The sequence below is a fragment of the Pedobacter sp. Leaf41 genome, assembly GCF_001422545.1.
GTDB lineage: Bacteria > Bacteroidota > Bacteroidia > Sphingobacteriales > Sphingobacteriaceae > Pedobacter.
Genome location: NZ_LMLE01000001.1, coordinates 979385 through 995799 on the forward strand (window position 1 = coordinate 979385; position 16415 = coordinate 995799).

The 16415-nt window shown below is 38.2% G+C and carries 11 protein-coding genes, 1 tRNA gene and 1 other RNA gene; 5 read left to right on the forward strand and 8 right to left on the reverse strand.

Annotated features, from left to right (window positions below; all coding sequences use genetic code 11):
* Positions 1-63: 63 nt before the first annotated feature.
* Together lepA and ASE92_RS04180 are read right to left on the reverse strand one after the other, a co-directional pair.
* Positions 64-1851, reverse strand: coding sequence for a translation elongation factor 4 (gene lepA / locus ASE92_RS04175; RefSeq protein ID WP_056848806.1), 1788 nt, complete (start codon positions 1849-1851; stop codon positions 64-66).
* A 256-nt stretch (positions 1852-2107) separates the two neighbouring features.
* Positions 2108-2593: a thioesterase family protein gene (locus ASE92_RS04180; protein ID WP_056848807.1), complete on the reverse strand. Its 486-nt coding sequence runs from the start codon at positions 2591-2593 to the stop codon at positions 2108-2110.
* Positions 2594-2660: 67 nt separating this feature from the next.
* On the opposite strand from ASE92_RS04180, the gene ASE92_RS04185 reads away from it, so the two are divergent.
* Both ASE92_RS04185 and ASE92_RS04190 read left to right on the forward strand, forming a co-directional pair.
* Positions 2661-3095 carry an Hsp20/alpha crystallin family protein gene (locus ASE92_RS04185; protein ID WP_056848808.1) on the forward strand — a complete coding sequence of 145 codons (435 nt, stop codon included), beginning with the start codon at positions 2661-2663 and terminating at the stop codon, positions 3093-3095.
* A 156-nt stretch (positions 3096-3251) separates the two neighbouring features.
* The gene (locus ASE92_RS04190; RefSeq protein WP_056848809.1) at positions 3252-4568 is read left to right on the forward strand and encodes a hypothetical protein; all 1317 of its coding nucleotides are present in this window, start codon (positions 3252-3254) and stop codon (positions 4566-4568) included.
* A 48-nt stretch (positions 4569-4616) separates the two neighbouring features.
* On the opposite strand, the gene ASE92_RS04195 is transcribed toward ASE92_RS04190, so the two are convergent.
* Entirely contained in the window at positions 4617-5639 is a 1023-nt protein-coding gene (locus tag ASE92_RS04195) for an LD-carboxypeptidase (protein WP_056848810.1), read from the reverse strand.
* Positions 5640-5968: 329 nt separating this feature from the next.
* On the opposite strand from ASE92_RS04195, the gene ASE92_RS04200 reads away from it, so the two are divergent.
* Complete coding sequence (locus ASE92_RS04200) at positions 5969-6484, forward strand: HAD-IIIA family hydrolase (RefSeq protein ID WP_056848811.1); 516 nt, start codon at positions 5969-5971, stop codon at positions 6482-6484.
* Positions 6485-6644: 160 nt separating this feature from the next.
* Here ASE92_RS04200 and fsa read toward each other — a convergent pair whose 3' ends face one another.
* Positions 6645-7304: a fructose-6-phosphate aldolase gene (gene fsa, locus ASE92_RS04205; RefSeq protein WP_056848812.1), complete on the reverse strand. Its 660-nt coding sequence runs from the start codon at positions 7302-7304 to the stop codon at positions 6645-6647.
* 85 nt (positions 7305-7389) lie between these two features.
* Positions 7390-7489: signal recognition particle sRNA small type (gene ffs, locus ASE92_RS20715), an RNA gene on the reverse strand.
* A 457-nt stretch (positions 7490-7946) separates the two neighbouring features.
* Here ffs and gltB point away from each other — a divergent pair.
* Complete coding sequence (gene gltB, locus ASE92_RS04210) at positions 7947-12446, forward strand: glutamate synthase large subunit (protein ID WP_056848813.1); 4500 nt, start codon at positions 7947-7949, stop codon at positions 12444-12446.
* A 3-nt stretch (positions 12447-12449) separates the two neighbouring features.
* Positions 12450-13916 (forward strand): glutamate synthase subunit beta, encoded by a 1467-nt coding sequence (locus ASE92_RS04215; protein WP_056848814.1) that lies wholly within the window; start codon positions 12450-12452, stop codon positions 13914-13916.
* A gap of 575 nt (positions 13917-14491) precedes the next feature.
* Here ASE92_RS04215 and ASE92_RS04220 read toward each other — a convergent pair.
* The 3 genes from ASE92_RS04220 to ASE92_RS04230 all read right to left on the reverse strand — a co-directional run bounded on the left by ASE92_RS04220 (position 14492) and on the right by ASE92_RS04230 (position 16406).
* Positions 14492-15694, reverse strand: a complete 1203-nt coding sequence (locus ASE92_RS04220; protein ID WP_056849279.1) for a DUF763 domain-containing protein — start codon at positions 15692-15694, stop codon at positions 14492-14494.
* Positions 15695-15786: 92 nt separating this feature from the next.
* Positions 15787-15860: transfer RNA gene (locus ASE92_RS04225), tRNA-Arg, on the reverse strand.
* A 108-nt stretch (positions 15861-15968) separates the two neighbouring features.
* The gene (locus ASE92_RS04230) at positions 15969-16406 is read right to left on the reverse strand and encodes a Fur family transcriptional regulator (protein ID WP_056848815.1); all 438 of its coding nucleotides are present in this window, start codon (positions 16404-16406) and stop codon (positions 15969-15971) included.
* Between the last annotated feature and the right edge of the window lie 9 nt (positions 16407-16415).

A 16415-nucleotide genomic window follows, 5' to 3' on the forward strand; every position in this document is an offset into this window, starting at 1 on the left:
AGATTTGAGATCTGAGATCGAACAAATGTTTAACGTCTCATGCCTATTATCTCATATCTAATTTTAATCCAATTTCAAAACTGCCATAAATGCTGATTGGGGAATCTCTACGTTTCCAACCTGGCGCATGCGTTTCTTACCTTTTTTCTGTTTCTCCAATAATTTACGCTTCCGGGAAATATCACCACCGTAACATTTAGCGGTAACATCTTTACGCAAAGCACTTAGTGTTTCACGAGCGATCACTTTTGCGCCAATAGAAGCTTGAATTTTAATTTCGAACTGTTGACGAGGGATTAACTCCCTTAATTTCTCGCAAATTTTCTTTCCGAAATCGTAAGCGTTACTTCTGTGAATGAGTGAAGAAAGGGCATCAACCGGTTCATCATTAATTAACATATCTAAACGAACCAAATCTGATTTGCGGTAACCTACCTGGTGATAATCGAAAGATGCGTAGCCCTTTGAAATGGTTTTTAATTTATCATAAAAGTCGAATACAATCTCGCCCATTGGCATTTCGAAAACCAGTTCAACCCGATCGGAGGTTAAGTAGGATTGATTTACAATTGTTCCTCTTTTCTGAATACACAGTGACATTACCGGTCCGACAAAATCGGCTTTAGTAATGATATTGGCTTTGATAAATGGTTCCTCAACAGAATCCAGTTTGCTCGGATCAGGAAGATCTGAAGGATTGTTTACAAAAATTTCATCTCCTTTTGTAGTATGAGCGATGTAGGATACGTTAGGAACGGTAGTGATAACCGTCATGTCGAATTCACGCTCTAAACGCTCTTGAATGATCTCCATGTGCAACATACCCAAAAATCCGCAACGGAAACCGAAGCCTAAGGCTGCCGAACTTTCAGGTTCAAATACGATAGATGCATCATTCAGCTGTAGCTTATGCATTGCTTCACGAAGTTCTTCAAACTCATCTGTATCAACAGGATAAATCCCAGCGAAAACCATTGGTTTAACTTCTTCAAAACCTTGAATTGCATCTAAAGATGGTCTTGCAGTTGTTGTAATGGTATCACCAACTTTTACTTCTCTGGCTTCTTTTATCCCTGAAATGATATAACCCACATCTCCGGTTTTAACCACACTCCTTGGCGCCATATCTAGTTTTAAAATTCCTACCTCATCAGCAAGATATTCCTTTCCTGTATTAATAAACTTAACTTTGTCGCCTTTTTTGATCTCGCCGTTTACCACTTTGTAATAAGCGATTATTCCTCTAAAAGAGTTAAAAACCGAGTCGAAAATTAAGGCTTGTAACGGCGCTTCAGGATCGCCAACAGGTGCTGGAACACGATCTACAATGGCTTGAATAATATCGGGAATCCCTAAGCCAGTTTTACCCGATGCAGGAATAATATCTTCGCGTTTACAGCCAATTAAATCAATAATCTGATCTTTAACTTCTTCAGGCATCGCCCCAGGCAAATCCATTTTGTTTAAGATTGGAATAATTTCGAGATCGTGTTCTAAAGCCAGATACAAATTCGAAATGGTTTGTGCTTGTATCCCTTGCGAAGCATCTACAATTAATAAAGCGCCTTCACAAGCGGCAATAGAACGCGAAACTTCATAAGAAAAATCGACGTGTCCCGGGGTATCAATCAAGTTAAAGTTATATTCAATATCTCCAACCTTATAGTTCATTTGTATGGCATGACTTTTAATCGTTATGCCTCGCTCACGCTCCAAATCCATATTATCGAGCAATTGCGCCTGCGCTTCACGCTGCGAAATTGTCGCTGTATATTCTAATAACCTATCAGCCAAAGTGCTCTTGCCATGGTCGATATGTGCAATAATGCAAAAATTACGTATATGCTTCATCTTTGCGCAAAGATATGCTTTTTAATGGAAAATTTACCGTCGAAAATGGAATGCTAAGCGGCCAATTTTTTTATAAAACAAGGTAGTATTTGCTGATTAGAAAGTTAATCACTTCCTCCGTTCAGGAGGAAAAATGTTTAGTCGTTTCGTTATCTTATTTCCAGAAAAAATCGGTTATTTTGAATGAACAATCTCATTCATAGCAACAATGAATGCATAGTTACCATTGAATTTAATTGCTAAAGCATGCGATATATCAAATTAGCTGCTCAAAAGTCAACATTTTTTGCTTTTCAGCCTCAGGTATTGTAGTTGGTCTTTTTGTATTAGGATCAACGGCTATGCAAACTGTTTTTCCTTTACTGCAAATTACTTCCTCGGTTCCCTTTAGTTTTACAATTTGGTACTCTAAGTCAAAGCTTGTATTGCCAATTCGTGATGTTTTCACATGAACAGCTATTTTATCATTCATCACAATCGGCAGAATATAATCTATTTCAGCATGGGCAATGACGATTCCAGTTTTATTCCAATCCCACTTTACAATTTCTTCCCAATACTTAGTTCTGGCAATTTCCAAGTAGGTAAAATAGACAGAATTATTCACATGGCCCATTAAATCAAAATCAACAAAACGAAGATGGATGTTAGTTTTATAGTTGAATTTGTCGGAAAAATCACGTATTTCTGACAATTTGTCTTTTGATTTCGATTTATTTTGCCAAAATGTCTTAAAAATCATAAAAATTTGGTTTGGTATGTAAGTTGAATAAGGACTGATATAAGATTAAAAAAATAAAATTAAAGATATGACACTTGTAAATTTTAACAACAGAACCCGCAACACAGCACCTTACTTTAACAATGTTTTTGATTCATTGTTTAGTGAAGCAGTAAGTAAAAACAAAATGGTTGATAAATCGCCAAACGTGAACATTCATGAAAATGAGACTGCATATGTGATTGAGTTGGCGGCACCAGGTTTGAAGAAAGAAGATTTTCAAATCAATTTAAAAAAAGATACGCTTTCTGTTTGGGCAGAAGTTAAAAGAGACGAAACACAGGTTGCTAAAGATTATACCCGTAAAGAATTTGATTTCAGCTCGTTTGCCAGATCATTTAATTTGCCAGAAACTGCAGATGGTGAAAAAATTACGGCAGAATATAAAGACGGTATTTTGGTAATTAACATTGGCAAAAAAGACGATACTAAATTACAACACAAAGAAATTGTAGTATCGTAGAAAAAAATATTCTCGAAAGAGGGTTTTTCATAATAGTTTAGGTTTAGGTTTTATAAGGTTAACGTTGGATGACGTTAACCTTATTTTTTATATTTAGATTGATTTTAAGTTAAAACATCAAGTTAGCCTAACATCATTTTTTTGTACTTTTGCGGCATGGAAAGAGAAATTCTGGATACTAAACGTAAAGCACTTAAGATTAATCTTGACCCAAGGATATACGGTACTTTTGCCGAAATTGGTGCAGGACAAGAAGTTTCGAGGAACTTCTTCAACGCTGGTGCAGCTTCCGGAACCGTTGCGAAAACGATGTCGGCCTATGATATGACTTTCAGCGATGCGATTTATGGTGCTGAAACTAATGGTCGTTATGTAAGCCAGAATAGACTTTTGCAAATGCTCGATCATGAATTTGGCCTACTTAACGAAAGATTATCTGGCGAAAAATATGAAAGTAGAACATTTTTTGCTTTTGCCGATACGGTTACCACACTAAATTATAAACGTACAAATGAACCTCACGGTTGGGTAGGACTTCGTTTCCAAAACGAGCCTGGTGGTGCTCCAAATGAAATATTTTTCCATGTCCGCTTGCTTGATACCGATGTAAATATGCAACAGCGTGTGCTTGGTATTATTGGCGTTAATTTAGTTTATGCAGCTTTCTATCTTAATGAAGATCCAAAATTAATGGTTGAATCTTTAGCTGATAATTTAACGATCGGTTCGGTTGAAATAGATTTAATCTCTGTTAAGGGCCCGGCATTTCCTGGGGTAGATAATATCTTACTTAATTTATACATGATTATGAAAGATTTTTCTGCGGCAGCTATCTTTGACGCAGATACACACCCACGTCAGGCTAAAGATTTATTGTACAAAAAGGACATTATGATTTTACGAACCAAATATGGCCAGAAATCATTACCCAATTTCAATCTATTTAACAAGGCAACCGAGCAATTTAAACGAACCAATAAAGTAGAAGAGGGAAATATTGCTGTTATGATTGAGGTTTTATTAACCAATGTTTTAACGGATGAACAAGAAACTCCAGATCATATTGATTTAGAATCGGTTGCTAAACGTACGCAAGAAATGTGCGATACTGGAAATATTGTGATCGTTTCAAATTTCACTCGTCATAATCGGTTAGCTAAGTATTTGGCTCGTTGTAAGCCAAAAAGTGTCGGCCTAGCTACCAACATTAACAACTTGAAGTTTGTTTTTAACTCTACAAATTTTAAAGGTGAAAATTATTCTGGTCAGTTATTGAGCTATGTTAACGACATGTTCAATACAAATGTTCGTTTATTCGCTTATCCGTTTCTAGATAAAAAAACAAATGAAGTAATTACAACTTCGAATATGCCTGTTACGCCTGAGGCAAAGCCACTTTTTGATTTTCTCTTAGTTAACGGTTACATCACCGATATCAAAGATTACAGTGAAGATGAAGTGAAAACGGTTTAGTTTATGCGTTAGAATCTCTGAGAATGCTACTGCGATATCTTAAAATTATTAAAGGCTTTGAAGGGTAGTTCCTTTTTCAGTAACTCTCAAGCTATGTTTTGCGCCACATTTTAGTGCGAAATTATTTCGTTGATGCCCTACAGGGAATTCAAACGCGATTGGGTAGTTGTAGTCTTTAACTTTCTCCAACACTATCTCATAAATAGTTTTGCCAAACTCTTCGCCAGTATCATCTGGTTTAACTTTGAAACCTCCAATAATCAAACCTTTGAGGTTTTTTAGTTTACCGCTACGTTTCAAGTTCCATAACATCCTATCGATGCTGTAAAGGTATTCGCCTGTATCCTCAATAAAGAGAATTTTATCTTTGGTGTCCAAATCGGAATCGCTTCCAGAAAGTGTTTCAATAATACTCAAATTTCCACCAACTAAAACTGCTTCTACGCTTCCTGATTTATTATTCATGTTTGCAGGAGCTAAATAGCCCATTGACGCTCCAATTAAAGCGTTTTTTATAGATAAGATAGTTTCGATCTGAATGGGTTCTGCTTTCGTCCAATCATCTGGAAAACTGTTACACATTTTGGAGTGGATAGAAGCAATACCATAGTTCTTGGCTAGATGGCAATGTAAAACAGTAATGTCGCTAAATCCGATAATCCATTTTGGATTTTTTTTAAATGATGAAAAATCTAGTCGATCTATAATTCTGACGAAGCCATATCCGCCCCGGGCACACATGATGGCTTTTATTTTGGGGTCGTCCAACATCGTTTGGAAATCCTTCAATCTTTCCTCATCTGTGCCGCCGTAAGTGAAATCGCGTTTTCCAATTGTTTCACCTATTTTTATTTGGAAACCCCAGCTTTGCATTTGCAAAATTGAAGGCTGCACTTGTTCCGTAGTGATAAAACCAGCCGGACTTGTTATTCCAATCCAATCGCCTTGATTTAAATATGGTGGTATCTTAAATGATGAAGTTTTGCTTTCAATACTATTGCCGAAGCTTTTAAAAATGGGAATGACGGTAGCAGCTGCAATAAAAGAGGAAAGGAATTTTTTTCTGTTCATCTGGTTTCAGGAAGTGATTGATTTAAAAAGCTAATATAAAGTAAATAATTTTTGCTTAAAAGAAAAGGGATCTATATCCATAAATCCCTTTTTTAAACCAAACAAATTAATCTGTAAAAGATTAGTATAATGTGAATTATATAGATAACCCCTGAGAAAATAAAAAGTTTGATGTTTGATGAATTTATTTTTTGCTGGCCGATTTTTCCATCAGTTTGAAGTTCAATCGATATAAGTTATACACTTGATTATTATATTTTATATATTTTAGCAAATCAATTTTACTAGAGATAATTCAGTTAAGCTGGAGTCTCCAATCCCGAATTTAAATGAATAAAGCTATTTTTCTAGACCGTGATGGCGTTTTAAATCACGAAATTTATGATTACATCTGTCGTGTTGAAGATTTTAAGATCCTAGAGTATCAAATTCCCGTACTAAAGAGATTATATGATGAAGGCTTTCTGCTTATTGTAATTACAAATCAAGGCGGTATTGCATTAAAAAGGTATAGCGAGCAAGAGCTGGCAATTATGCATCAAATGTTGAGAAATGCTTTTGTGGCAAAAGGCGCTGATATTGCCGGGTTTTATTACTGTCCACACCATCCAACTGTTGGCGGGGAATGTAAATGTCGCAAACCTGCCTCTGGAATGATTCTGGATGCTATTGATATGTATGACATTGATCCTGCTCAATCGGTAATGATTGGAGATAAGCCAAGAGATGTAGAGTCCGCAAATGGGGCAGGAGTGAAGGGTATTCTAATTGAGCCCGACGAGCAGATTAGTTACGATAAGGTGAAGGAAGTTTTGAGTTTAGAGTTTAAAGTTGGAAGTTTTTAGTTCGCTTTGTAGGTCGGCGCTTCCTAGGTACACAACCCAAAAACTGATATTTCTCGTGTCTCTCTAGAGATGAGTAAAAATAAAAAAGTCCTAAGTAAGAGTTAAACTCCATGCTTAGGACTTTTTTTAGACTTCAGACTCTCGACTGAACACTCCAAGCTTATTTGCCTGCTGCCTTCGCGTGATCTGCTAAGAAAGTAGCTAAACCGCTATCAGTTAATGGGTGTTTTAGTAAACCAACAATCGCAGCTAATGGAGCTGTAATTACATCTGCACCTAATTTAGCACAGTTAACAATATGTAACGGTCCGCGGATTGATGCTGCTAAGATTTGAGTTTCGTAACCGTAATTATCAAAAATTGTTCTGATATCTTCGATCAATAGTAAGCCATCGCTAGAAATATCATCTAGACGGCCTAAAAATGGAGAAACATAAGTTGCGCCAGCTTTAGCAGCTAATAATGCCTGTCCGGCAGAGAATATTAAAGTACAATTTGTTTTAATTCCTTTCGATGAGAAATATTTAATTGCCTTAACACCATCTTTGATCATCGGAACTTTAACAACTATTTTTGGGTTTAAAGCAGCAAGTGCTTCACCTTCTTTAACGATTTCATCAAAGGTAGTCGAGATCACTTCTGCACTTACATTATCTTCAACGATATCGCAAATGGCTTTGTAGTGGTTAATTACATTTTCTTCGCCAGTGATGCCTTCCTTCGCCATTAGGCTTGGGTTAGTGGTTACGCCATCTAAAATGCCTAAATCATGTGCTTCCTTGATTTGATCAAGATTTGCTGTGTCAATAAAAAATTTCATGGTTATAAATTCTTAAGTATTTGAGTTTCAAAATTGAACCCTGAAGAATTTAATTCCCCCTTCAGGGGATTAAGGGAAAAGAAAAAAAGGGCAAGCACCTTCTATCGCACCGCTACAACCTTCTACCCTTGCTATGTTCCCATCCTGGGGGAGTTCAAAGGGAGCTGGTCGTAAAAGACTTGCCCGCCACAAAGGTAGAAAAAGTTGTTGTTTTGCAAAATGCATTTTTTTAAATTTTTAGTCATTTAGGCTATCTCACTGATTCATACCAAAATAAAATTAAGCGAGGGGCAGCGCTGCGCAATACTCCATTTAAATCCAGCTGCTGAATTACCTGAACATGACAATAGATAATAAGCAACAAGTGATTGTAAATATTTATAAGTAAATATTATTTTCATATATGATTTTCTGTGGTAAATCGTTTTTGTAGGATAAGGGCTGATGAACACGTGTATTTAGCAGAAAATTCAAATTATCAAATCCGTAAATAATTACTTTTAAAATTAATTATTTCGCAAATAATATGTCGATATTTGCTTTTAAACTAAAATAATTCTAAAAAGCATAACAACTCTGTAATTTAAAATTCGTTTTTTGTATCTTAGTGTTTCCTATACACTAACAACTAACGAGCAAAGAATGGAACCAAACAGTGGATTGTACGATGCGCAATTTGAACACGATGCCTGCGGTATTGGGTTCGTTGCGCATGTGAAAGGGCGAAAATCGCATCAAATCATCTCCGATGCACTTACTATTTTAGAAAATCTAGATCATAGAGGGGCATGTGGAGCAGAACCAAATACGGGCGATGGTGCCGGTATAATGATTCAAATTCCCCACGAATTTTTTTATGATGAATGTTTAAAAGCTGGCTTTAGCTTACCCGAAACCAATAATTATGGTGTGGGTCAATTGTTTATGCCAAAGGATATCAGATCAAGAGAAGAATGCCGTGAGCTAATTTACCGTGCTGCAGAGAAACTTGGTCTGGAGATTTTAGGATTTAGAAAGGTTGATGTAGATACTACTGATATCGGCAACATGGCGCTTTCTGTAGAACCTGAAATTGAGCAGGTCTTTATCGGTCGTCCGTACACAGTTAATCCCGGTGCTGATTTTGAGCGCAAGCTTTATATTTTTAAAAATTACCTCATTAAGCTAATCGTAAATACGGTTCATGGTGGTAAAGATTTTTATATCGTTTCCCTTTCTGCCCAAACTATCATTTACAAAGGTCAGCTTACTTCTTTACAGGTTCGTACTTACTTTAATGATTTAAGCGACAAACGTGTGGTTTCTGCCTTAGGCTTAGTTCACTCACGTTTTGCAACCAATACTTTTCCATCATGGAGATTAGCTCAGCCATTCCGCTTTATAGCACACAATGGAGAGATCAATACGTTACAAGGAAACTTAAACTGGTTTAGGGCGGGGGTGAAATCTTTTGCATCTGCCTATTTTACACCAGAAGAACTGGATATGTTGTTGCCGGTGATCGATGAAACTAACTCAGATTCAGGTTGTTTAGATAATGTTATTGAATTATTGCTTCATGCTGGAAGGACTTTGCCTCATGTATTGATGATGTTAGTTCCTGAAGCTTGGGATGGCAATGAGGATATGGATCCCGTAAAACGAGCGTTCTACGAATTCCATGCTACTTTAATGGAGCCTTGGGATGGACCAGCAGCAATTGCGTTTACAGATGGTAAATTAATTGGCGCTACGTTGGATCGCAATGGTTTACGCCCGTCGCGTTATGCCATCACTTCTGATGATCGTGTAATTATGGGTTCTGAAGCAGGTGCTTTAGCAATCGACCAGAGCACAATTATTGAAAAAGGTCGTTTAACACCTGGTAAAATGTTCGTTGTGGATATGGAGCAGGGACGAATTATTAGTGATGAAGAGATTAAAACTCAGGTTTGTAGCAAAAGCCCATATGCTGACTGGATTAACCAATATCAAATTCGTTTAGAAGAGTTGCCTGAACCACGTGTAATGTTTACGGGACTATCTGAAGAATCTATTTTTAAATATCAGCAGGTTTTCGGTTACAGCAGAGAAGACATTGATTTGTTGTTGAAACCAATGGCTGTTGAGGCTAAGGAGCCAATCGGTTCAATGGGGACAGATACGCCACTTGCAATTTTATCAAAACGTCCACAACATTTATCAAACTACTTTAAGCAGCTTTTTGCACAAGTAACTAATCCGCCAATCGATCCGATCCGGGAAAAAGTGGTTATGAGTTTAGCTAGCTTCATGGGTAGCAATGGTAACTTGTTAGAGGAAAATCCTTTGCAATCACATTGTGTTGCCATCAAACATCCCATTTTAACTAATCAAGAGTTAGAGAAATTAAGAAGTATTGATACCGGGGTTTTTCAAGCAAAAACATTGCAAACCTATTTTAGGGCAGACGGGAAACCAGGTGCAATGGCAAAAGCTTTAGATCGTTTATGCCGTTATGCTGTTGATGCTGTAGAAGATGGTTTTCAGGTGATCGTGTTAACCGATAGAGCAATAGATTCTGAACATGCTGCAATGCCATCTTTATTGGCTGTTTCGGCAGTACATCATCACTTAATTCGGAAAGGGTATCGTGGCGCTGTAGGTATTGTAATTGAGGGTGGAGATATTTGGGAAGTTCATCATTTTGCTACTTTGTTAGGTTTCGGCGTTACGGCTATAAATCCATATCTGGCCTTAGAAACAATCAATGGTTTTCAAGAAGAATCTGGTTTATCAGCAGAGCAATTAACAAAAAATTACATCTACGCGGTAAATAGTGGCTTGCTTAAGATTTTCTCTAAAATGGGAATCTCTACCTTGCAATCTTACCAAGGTGCGCAAATTTTCGAAATTTTAGGTCTGAATAAACAAGTAGTAAACACTTATTTCACTGGAGCAGTTTCTCGTATTGGTGGTTTAGGCTTAGATGAAATAGCAAAAGAAACTTTGATTAAACATCACCGCAGTTTCGGGCCAGCAACACAAACTGAGAATTTATTGCCGGCAGGAGGAACTTACAAATTCCGTCGTAGAGGTGAGGCACATTTGTTTAACCCTCAAACTATTCACCTGTTGCAAAACGCGACACGTAAAAACGATTACAATATTTTTAAACAATATTCAAAGCTGGTAAATGAGCAAACACAACAAGCTTATACCATCCGTGGATTGTTTGATTTTAATTATACCCGACCATCGGTTCCTTTAAATGAAGTAGAATCTACCGAGGCAATCTTAAAAAGATTTGCAACTGGAGCAATGTCATTTGGCTCGATTTCCCACGAGGCACACTCTACTTTAGCTATCGCGATGAATCGCATTGGTGGTAAAAGCAATACTGGCGAGGGTGGTGAGGATGAAATGCGCTATACAAAAATGGAAAATGGAGACAGCATGAGGTCTGCCATTAAACAAGTTGCATCTGCTCGTTTTGGCGTAACCAGTTATTATTTAACCAATGCTGATGAGCTGCAGATTAAAATGGCTCAAGGTGCAAAACCTGGAGAAGGTGGTCAATTACCAGGTCACAAAGTGGATGATTGGATTGCAAAAGTGCGCCACTCTACACCAGGCGTAGGCTTGATTTCTCCGCCTCCGCATCACGATATTTATTCAATCGAAGATTTAGCGCAGCTGATTTATGATTTGAAAAATGCCAATCGTGCTGCCAGAATCAATGTTAAATTGGTATCTAAAGCTGGAGTTGGAACCATTGCTGCAGGTGTAGCTAAAGCACATGCTGATGTTATTTTGGTTTCAGGTTTTGATGGGGGTACAGGTGCATCGCCATTAACTTCTATTCAACATGCTGGCTTACCTTGGGAACTTGGTTTGGCAGAAGCGCACCAGACTTTGGTTAAAAACAGATTGCGTAACCGCATCGTTCTGCAAACTGATGGACAACTAAAAACAGGTAGAGATATTGCTATTGCAGCTTTGTTAGGTGCTGAAGAATGGGGTGTAGCTACCGCTGCCTTGGTTACTGCTGGTTGTATCATGATGCGTAAATGCCATTTAAATACTTGCCCGGTTGGTGTGGCGACACAAGACCCGGAGTTAAGAAAATTATTTAGTGGTGATGCAGCGCACGTAGTGAATCTTTTCCATTTCCTCGCTGAAGAATTACGTGAGATTATGGCTGAACTTGGTTTCAGAACCATTCATGAAATGATTGGACAAGCCGATATTTTAAAGGTTAGGGAATTACCAGAAGAAGATTGGAAATTAAAGTATCTAGATCTTTCCGCAGTTCTTTTTAAAGCGGAAGATAATGGATTGCCTTTATTCAATACTGAAGAGCAGGATCATGGTTTAACACACGTTTTAGATCATCAATTAATAGCGGCTGCACAACCTGCAATTACCAATAATGAGCCTGTTTTTGCGAGCTTTAACGTGAAAAATACTGATCGTTCATTAGGAACTATGTTATCTAACGAGATTTCTAAAGTACATTTGGGAGCAGGTTTGCCGCCCGATACCATCAACTTCAAGTTTGTAGGTTCGGCAGGACAAAGTTTCGGTGCATTTAATACCCGGGGAGTTACATTATCTTTAGAAGGTGAAGCAAATGACTACGTGGGTAAAGGTTTGTCTGGTGCTCGTTTAGCCATTTATCCTTTTTCAAATTCAACTTTCATTCCAGAGCAAAATATCATCATTGGTAACGTAGCGCTTTATGGTGCAACTTCTGGTGAGTTGTTCGCCCGTGGTAAAGCTGGTGAGCGTTTCGCAGTTCGTAATTCGGGTGCTACCGCAGTTGTAGAAGGCGTTGGAGATCACGGTTGTGAATACATGACAGGTGGTGAAGTGCTGATTCTTGGTGATACTGGAAGTAATTTTGCGGCGGGAATGAGCGGAGGTGTGGCTTGGGTATATGATGCCAAAGGAACTTTTGCCCGTAAATGCAATAAAGAAATGGTCGATCTTGACCCCTTACAAACTGAAGATGAACAACGAATTCTCGCTTTACTTAAAACGCATATCCGTTTGACTGATAGTAAAGTAGCCGAATTTATCTTAAGCGATTGGAAAACACAGTCCAATCATTTTGTAAAGGTATTCCCTAAAGAATACAAAGCAGTTTTAGCAAAACGTAATCAACAAGTAAAAACACACTAAGCCATGGGAAAAGTAACAGGATTTCAAGAATACGATAGAGTTGCGCCCACAAGAGAAGAGGCTAAAACTCGTGTAAAACATTATGGGGAATTTTTAAATGAATTACCCGCACAAGAATTAAACAATCAAGCTGCCCGTTGTATGGATTGCGGCGTTCCGTTTTGCCAATCAGGTTGTCCCCTGGGTAATGTGATTCCAGAATTTAACGATGCCGTTTATCAAGGTAAATGGGAGCAGGCAGCGGAAATTTTATTAAGCACTAACAATTTCCCTGAATTCACCGGTCGAATTTGTCCGGCACCATGCGAATCTGCATGTGTCTTAGGTATCAATCGTCCGCCAGTTTCTATTGAGGAAATTGAAAAGCATATTATAGAGATTGCGTTTGAAAAGGGTTTTATCAAGGCGAAAAAGCCATTAATCAGAACAGGCAAAAAAGTTGCCGTTATCGGTTCAGGTCCTGCAGGCTTAGCCGCTGCTGCTCAACTTAATAAGGTTGGGCATGAAGTAACGGTTTTCGAACGTGATGATGCACCTGGTGGTTTATTAAGATATGGTATTCCGGATTTTAAACTACAGAAAAATGTGGTCGATCGCCGCATTGATTTGATGAAAGAAGAAGGAATAATCTTCAGAACAAATGCCAATGTAGGTGTGAACGTAGAAATCAGTACGCTTTTAAGAGATTTCAATGCGGTAGTGCTGGCTGGAGGTTCAACCATTCCTCGTGATCTGACAATTCCTGGTCGTGAGGCAAAAGGGGTTCACTTTGCCATGGATTTCTTAAAGCAGCAAAACAAACGTGTCGCAAACGGAGAAATTATTGCTGAAGATATTTTGGCTAATGGTAAAAATGTAATTGTGATTGGTGGTGGAGACACAGGCTCCGACTGTATCGGAACCTCGAATAGACATGGTGCTAAATCGGTAACTCAGTTTGAAATTATGCCAATGCCGCCGCAAACACGAACAGAAAATATGCCTTGGCCAAATTACCCAATGCTTTTGAAAAACACTTCTTCTCACGAAGAAGGTGCCCAGAGAGCTTGGTCGGTTAATACTAAAAATTTTATTGCTGACGAAAACGGAAATTTGAAAGCATTAAAAGTAGTAGATGTAGAGTGGGAAATTGATGCTGTTGGACGTCCCGTTTCATTTAAAGAAGTGGCTGGTACAGAAAGAGATTTACCATGTGAATTGGTTTTCTTGGCCATGGGTTTCTTGCATCCACAAAAAGAAGGTTTACTCGAAAAGCTTGGTATCGAATTGGATAATAGAGGGAATGTAAAAGCTTCAGAACATACTTATCAAACTAACATTGCGAAGATCTTCGCAGCTGGTGATGTTCGCAGGGGTCAATCCTTGGTAGTTTGGGCAATCTCCGAAGGGAGAGAAGCCGCTCGTAAAGTAGACGAATACTTGATGGGAACTACAAAACTGGCATCGAGAGATGCTGTAGCTTATGCTTAGTTAACAGGTTTTTAATTTTTATATTTTTAGGGTCGTGGTGCAAGCCACGACCTTTTTTGTTTACAGCTTCGTCTTTGAGAGATCAATTTTCATGGGCGGTGGTAATTTCTTTAAGCAGTCATTATTTTTAGTCGTACTGAAAGCCGCGACCTTTTTTGCAGAGTAGTCGTCTTTGCGAAGCCAATTTTTCATCGGCTGTGGCAATCTCTTTAAGCAGTGATTATTTTTAGTCGTATTGAAAGCCGCGACCTTTTTTCGTGGAAGATTGAAACTTTGTCAAAGCTAGTTTTTTGCCACGGAAACACTGAATTCACGGAATGGACATCGAACTTTCGTCATGCTGAGAGGTGATTTATTTCATAAAAATCAATATAAATGACGTTAAAAACGGTCGTCATTGCGAGGCACGAAGCAACTCCCTTAATAAAAATAATACAACAGATGAGATTGCTTCCAATAAAATCGGGATCGCCTGCCTACCGCAGGCAATGACGGAAAGTTAAAAACGTCAATGGTAATTCATTTCAGCATCTATATCATTATGTTTATTGCCTCCGTCATTCTTTCAGCATCTGTCAAAACAACCTTAGCTGGTCATTCTTGGGTGGTTTCTCTTTTCCAAAAATAGTTCTCCCTCCATATTTCCAGCTTTCAGCTCTTTCTTTTGCAATTACTTTATCGAAATCCATATTTGGGACAAAATTCGCTTCTGCGTTCCGAGCGATTTGATGTAAAGATTTAATAGCTTGTTGTTTATCTGTATTTCCGATTTTAGCTTTTTCAACTGCATTTTGAAGTACGCTGATGGTTTCATCATATACATTTACCGGAACAGGAAATGGATGACCATCTTTGCCGCCATGAGCAAATGAATACCTTGCAGGATCGGAAAAACGTGACGGGGTACCATAAATTATCTCGCTTACCAAAGCTAATGATTGCAAGGTTCGTGGGCCCATTCCTTCCAATAAAAGTAATTCTTCAAAATCTGCTGGTTGCTTGTCTTGCGCCAGCCATAATATGCTGCCTAATCTTTTCAAGTCAACATCCTTCGATTTCAGGTCATGATGTTTCGGCATCACTAACCTTTGAATTTCTGAAATCATTTTCACTGGAGATTCTTCGGTAATCTCCATCATCGTTTGCCTGGTAATATTTGCGTGGCTCGAAGTTAAATTCAGAATCTGCCCCTGATTAATACCGCAAATTCCGGTGTGCGGTTCGTCAACAAACGACTTTAGGTTTTCTGAATGCCAATGATAACGCCGAGCAGTTGAGCTTTCGTTGCTCATGCCTTGCTGCACGACCGCCCAATCGCCATCGTTGCTTAAAATAAAGCTGTGTAGGTACAACTGAAAGCCATCTTGAATAGCTGTATTATCTACTTTGGCACTCAATTTACTGGCTCTTACCAACTCCGTTCCGTTAAGACCTATTTGATCTGCAATTCTTAACAGTTCATTTGGCGTTTCTCGACTGAACTTACCTTTTCCACCACAGATGTAAATCCCTAATTCTTTGGAGAGTGGGTTAATTGCTTTCTTTAAAGCGCCCATAACAGATGTGGTAATGCCTGACGAATGCCAATCCATTCCCATCACCGCACCCAAACTTTGAAACCAAAATGGATTACTCAGTCTTCGAATTACTTCAGCTTTTCCATACTCCATCAAAATAGATTCTGTAATAGCCAAGCCAAGTTTCGCCATGCGCTGCGCCAACCAAAGTGGTACCTGGCCGTAATGTAAAGGTAAATCTGCACTTCCTGATCTTTTCAATACTAACAAATTTAGTAAAAAAAATCGAATTAGATGATAGAAGGCTGGTAAATAAAAAACCTTCAACTCTTTAAAGTTGAAGGTTTAAATTGTACCCCGGAAGGGACTCGAACCCCTGACCCTCGGTTTAGAAAACCGACGCTCTATCCAGCTGAGCTACCGAGGCCCGTTTTGTAACGAGTTGCAAATATAGAAGTTCTATCTAATAAGCAAAAATATATTTTAATTATTTCTATTGATTTTTTTAGCTCGTTTTTAAAGCTTTAAAAACTAATTAATTAGCTTGATTACAATCTTTGCAAATTCCCGAAACAATCAGATTCATATCCTCAATTTTAAACCCTTTCTCTATTTTCAATGATGGGATTTTAACATCATCAAGGCAATAAACCCTTAAACAGTTATTGCAATTGAAATGAACGTGTTCATCATGATGGTGATTTTCTGTACATGAACTGGAACAAATGGCATAATTAGCCGTTCCTTGTTTATCTAATACCCGATGGATAATCCCCTTTTCTTCAAAAGTTTTTAAAATCCTGTATAAGGTAACCCGATCGATATCCTTCCCAATTACATTCTCCAGGTAGGGTTGAGATGTGGCTGAATTTCGATGAGTAAGCACATCCAGCACTTGTAATCGAGCGCCGGTTCTTTTCAAACCATTTTTCAACAATAAATTCTCGTAGGCTTGTGCTTCAATAGTATTCATAACCTTATT

Bases quoted from the DNA above. Each gene is read 5' to 3' on its own strand.
- ASE92_RS04190 (WP_056848809.1), top strand. From the start codon at position 3,252: ATGGAAAGAGAAATTCTGGATACTAAACGTAAAGCACTTAAGATTAAT.
- lepA (WP_056848806.1), bottom strand. From the start codon at position 1,851: ATGAAGCATATACGTAATTTTTGCATTATTGCACATATCGACCATGGC.
- ASE92_RS04230 (WP_056848815.1), bottom strand. From the start codon at position 16,406: ATGAATACTATTGAAGCACAAGCCTACGAGAATTTATTGTTGAAAAAT.
- gltB (WP_056848813.1), top strand. From the start codon at position 7,947: ATGGAACCAAACAGTGGATTGTACGATGCGCAATTTGAACACGATGCC.
- fsa (WP_056848812.1), bottom strand. From the start codon at position 7,304: ATGAAATTTTTTATTGACACAGCAAATCTTGATCAAATCAAGGAAGCA.
- ASE92_RS04215 (WP_056848814.1), top strand. From the start codon at position 12,450: ATGGGAAAAGTAACAGGATTTCAAGAATACGATAGAGTTGCGCCCACA.
- ASE92_RS04200 (WP_056848811.1), top strand. From the start codon at position 5,969: ATGAATAAAGCTATTTTTCTAGACCGTGATGGCGTTTTAAATCACGAA.
- ASE92_RS04185 (WP_056848808.1), top strand. From the start codon at position 2,661: ATGACACTTGTAAATTTTAACAACAGAACCCGCAACACAGCACCTTAC.
- ASE92_RS04195 (WP_056848810.1), bottom strand. From the start codon at position 5,639: ATGAACAGAAAAAAATTCCTTTCCTCTTTTATTGCAGCTGCTACCGTC.
- ASE92_RS04180 (WP_056848807.1), bottom strand. From the start codon at position 2,593: ATGATTTTTAAGACATTTTGGCAAAATAAATCGAAATCAAAAGACAAA.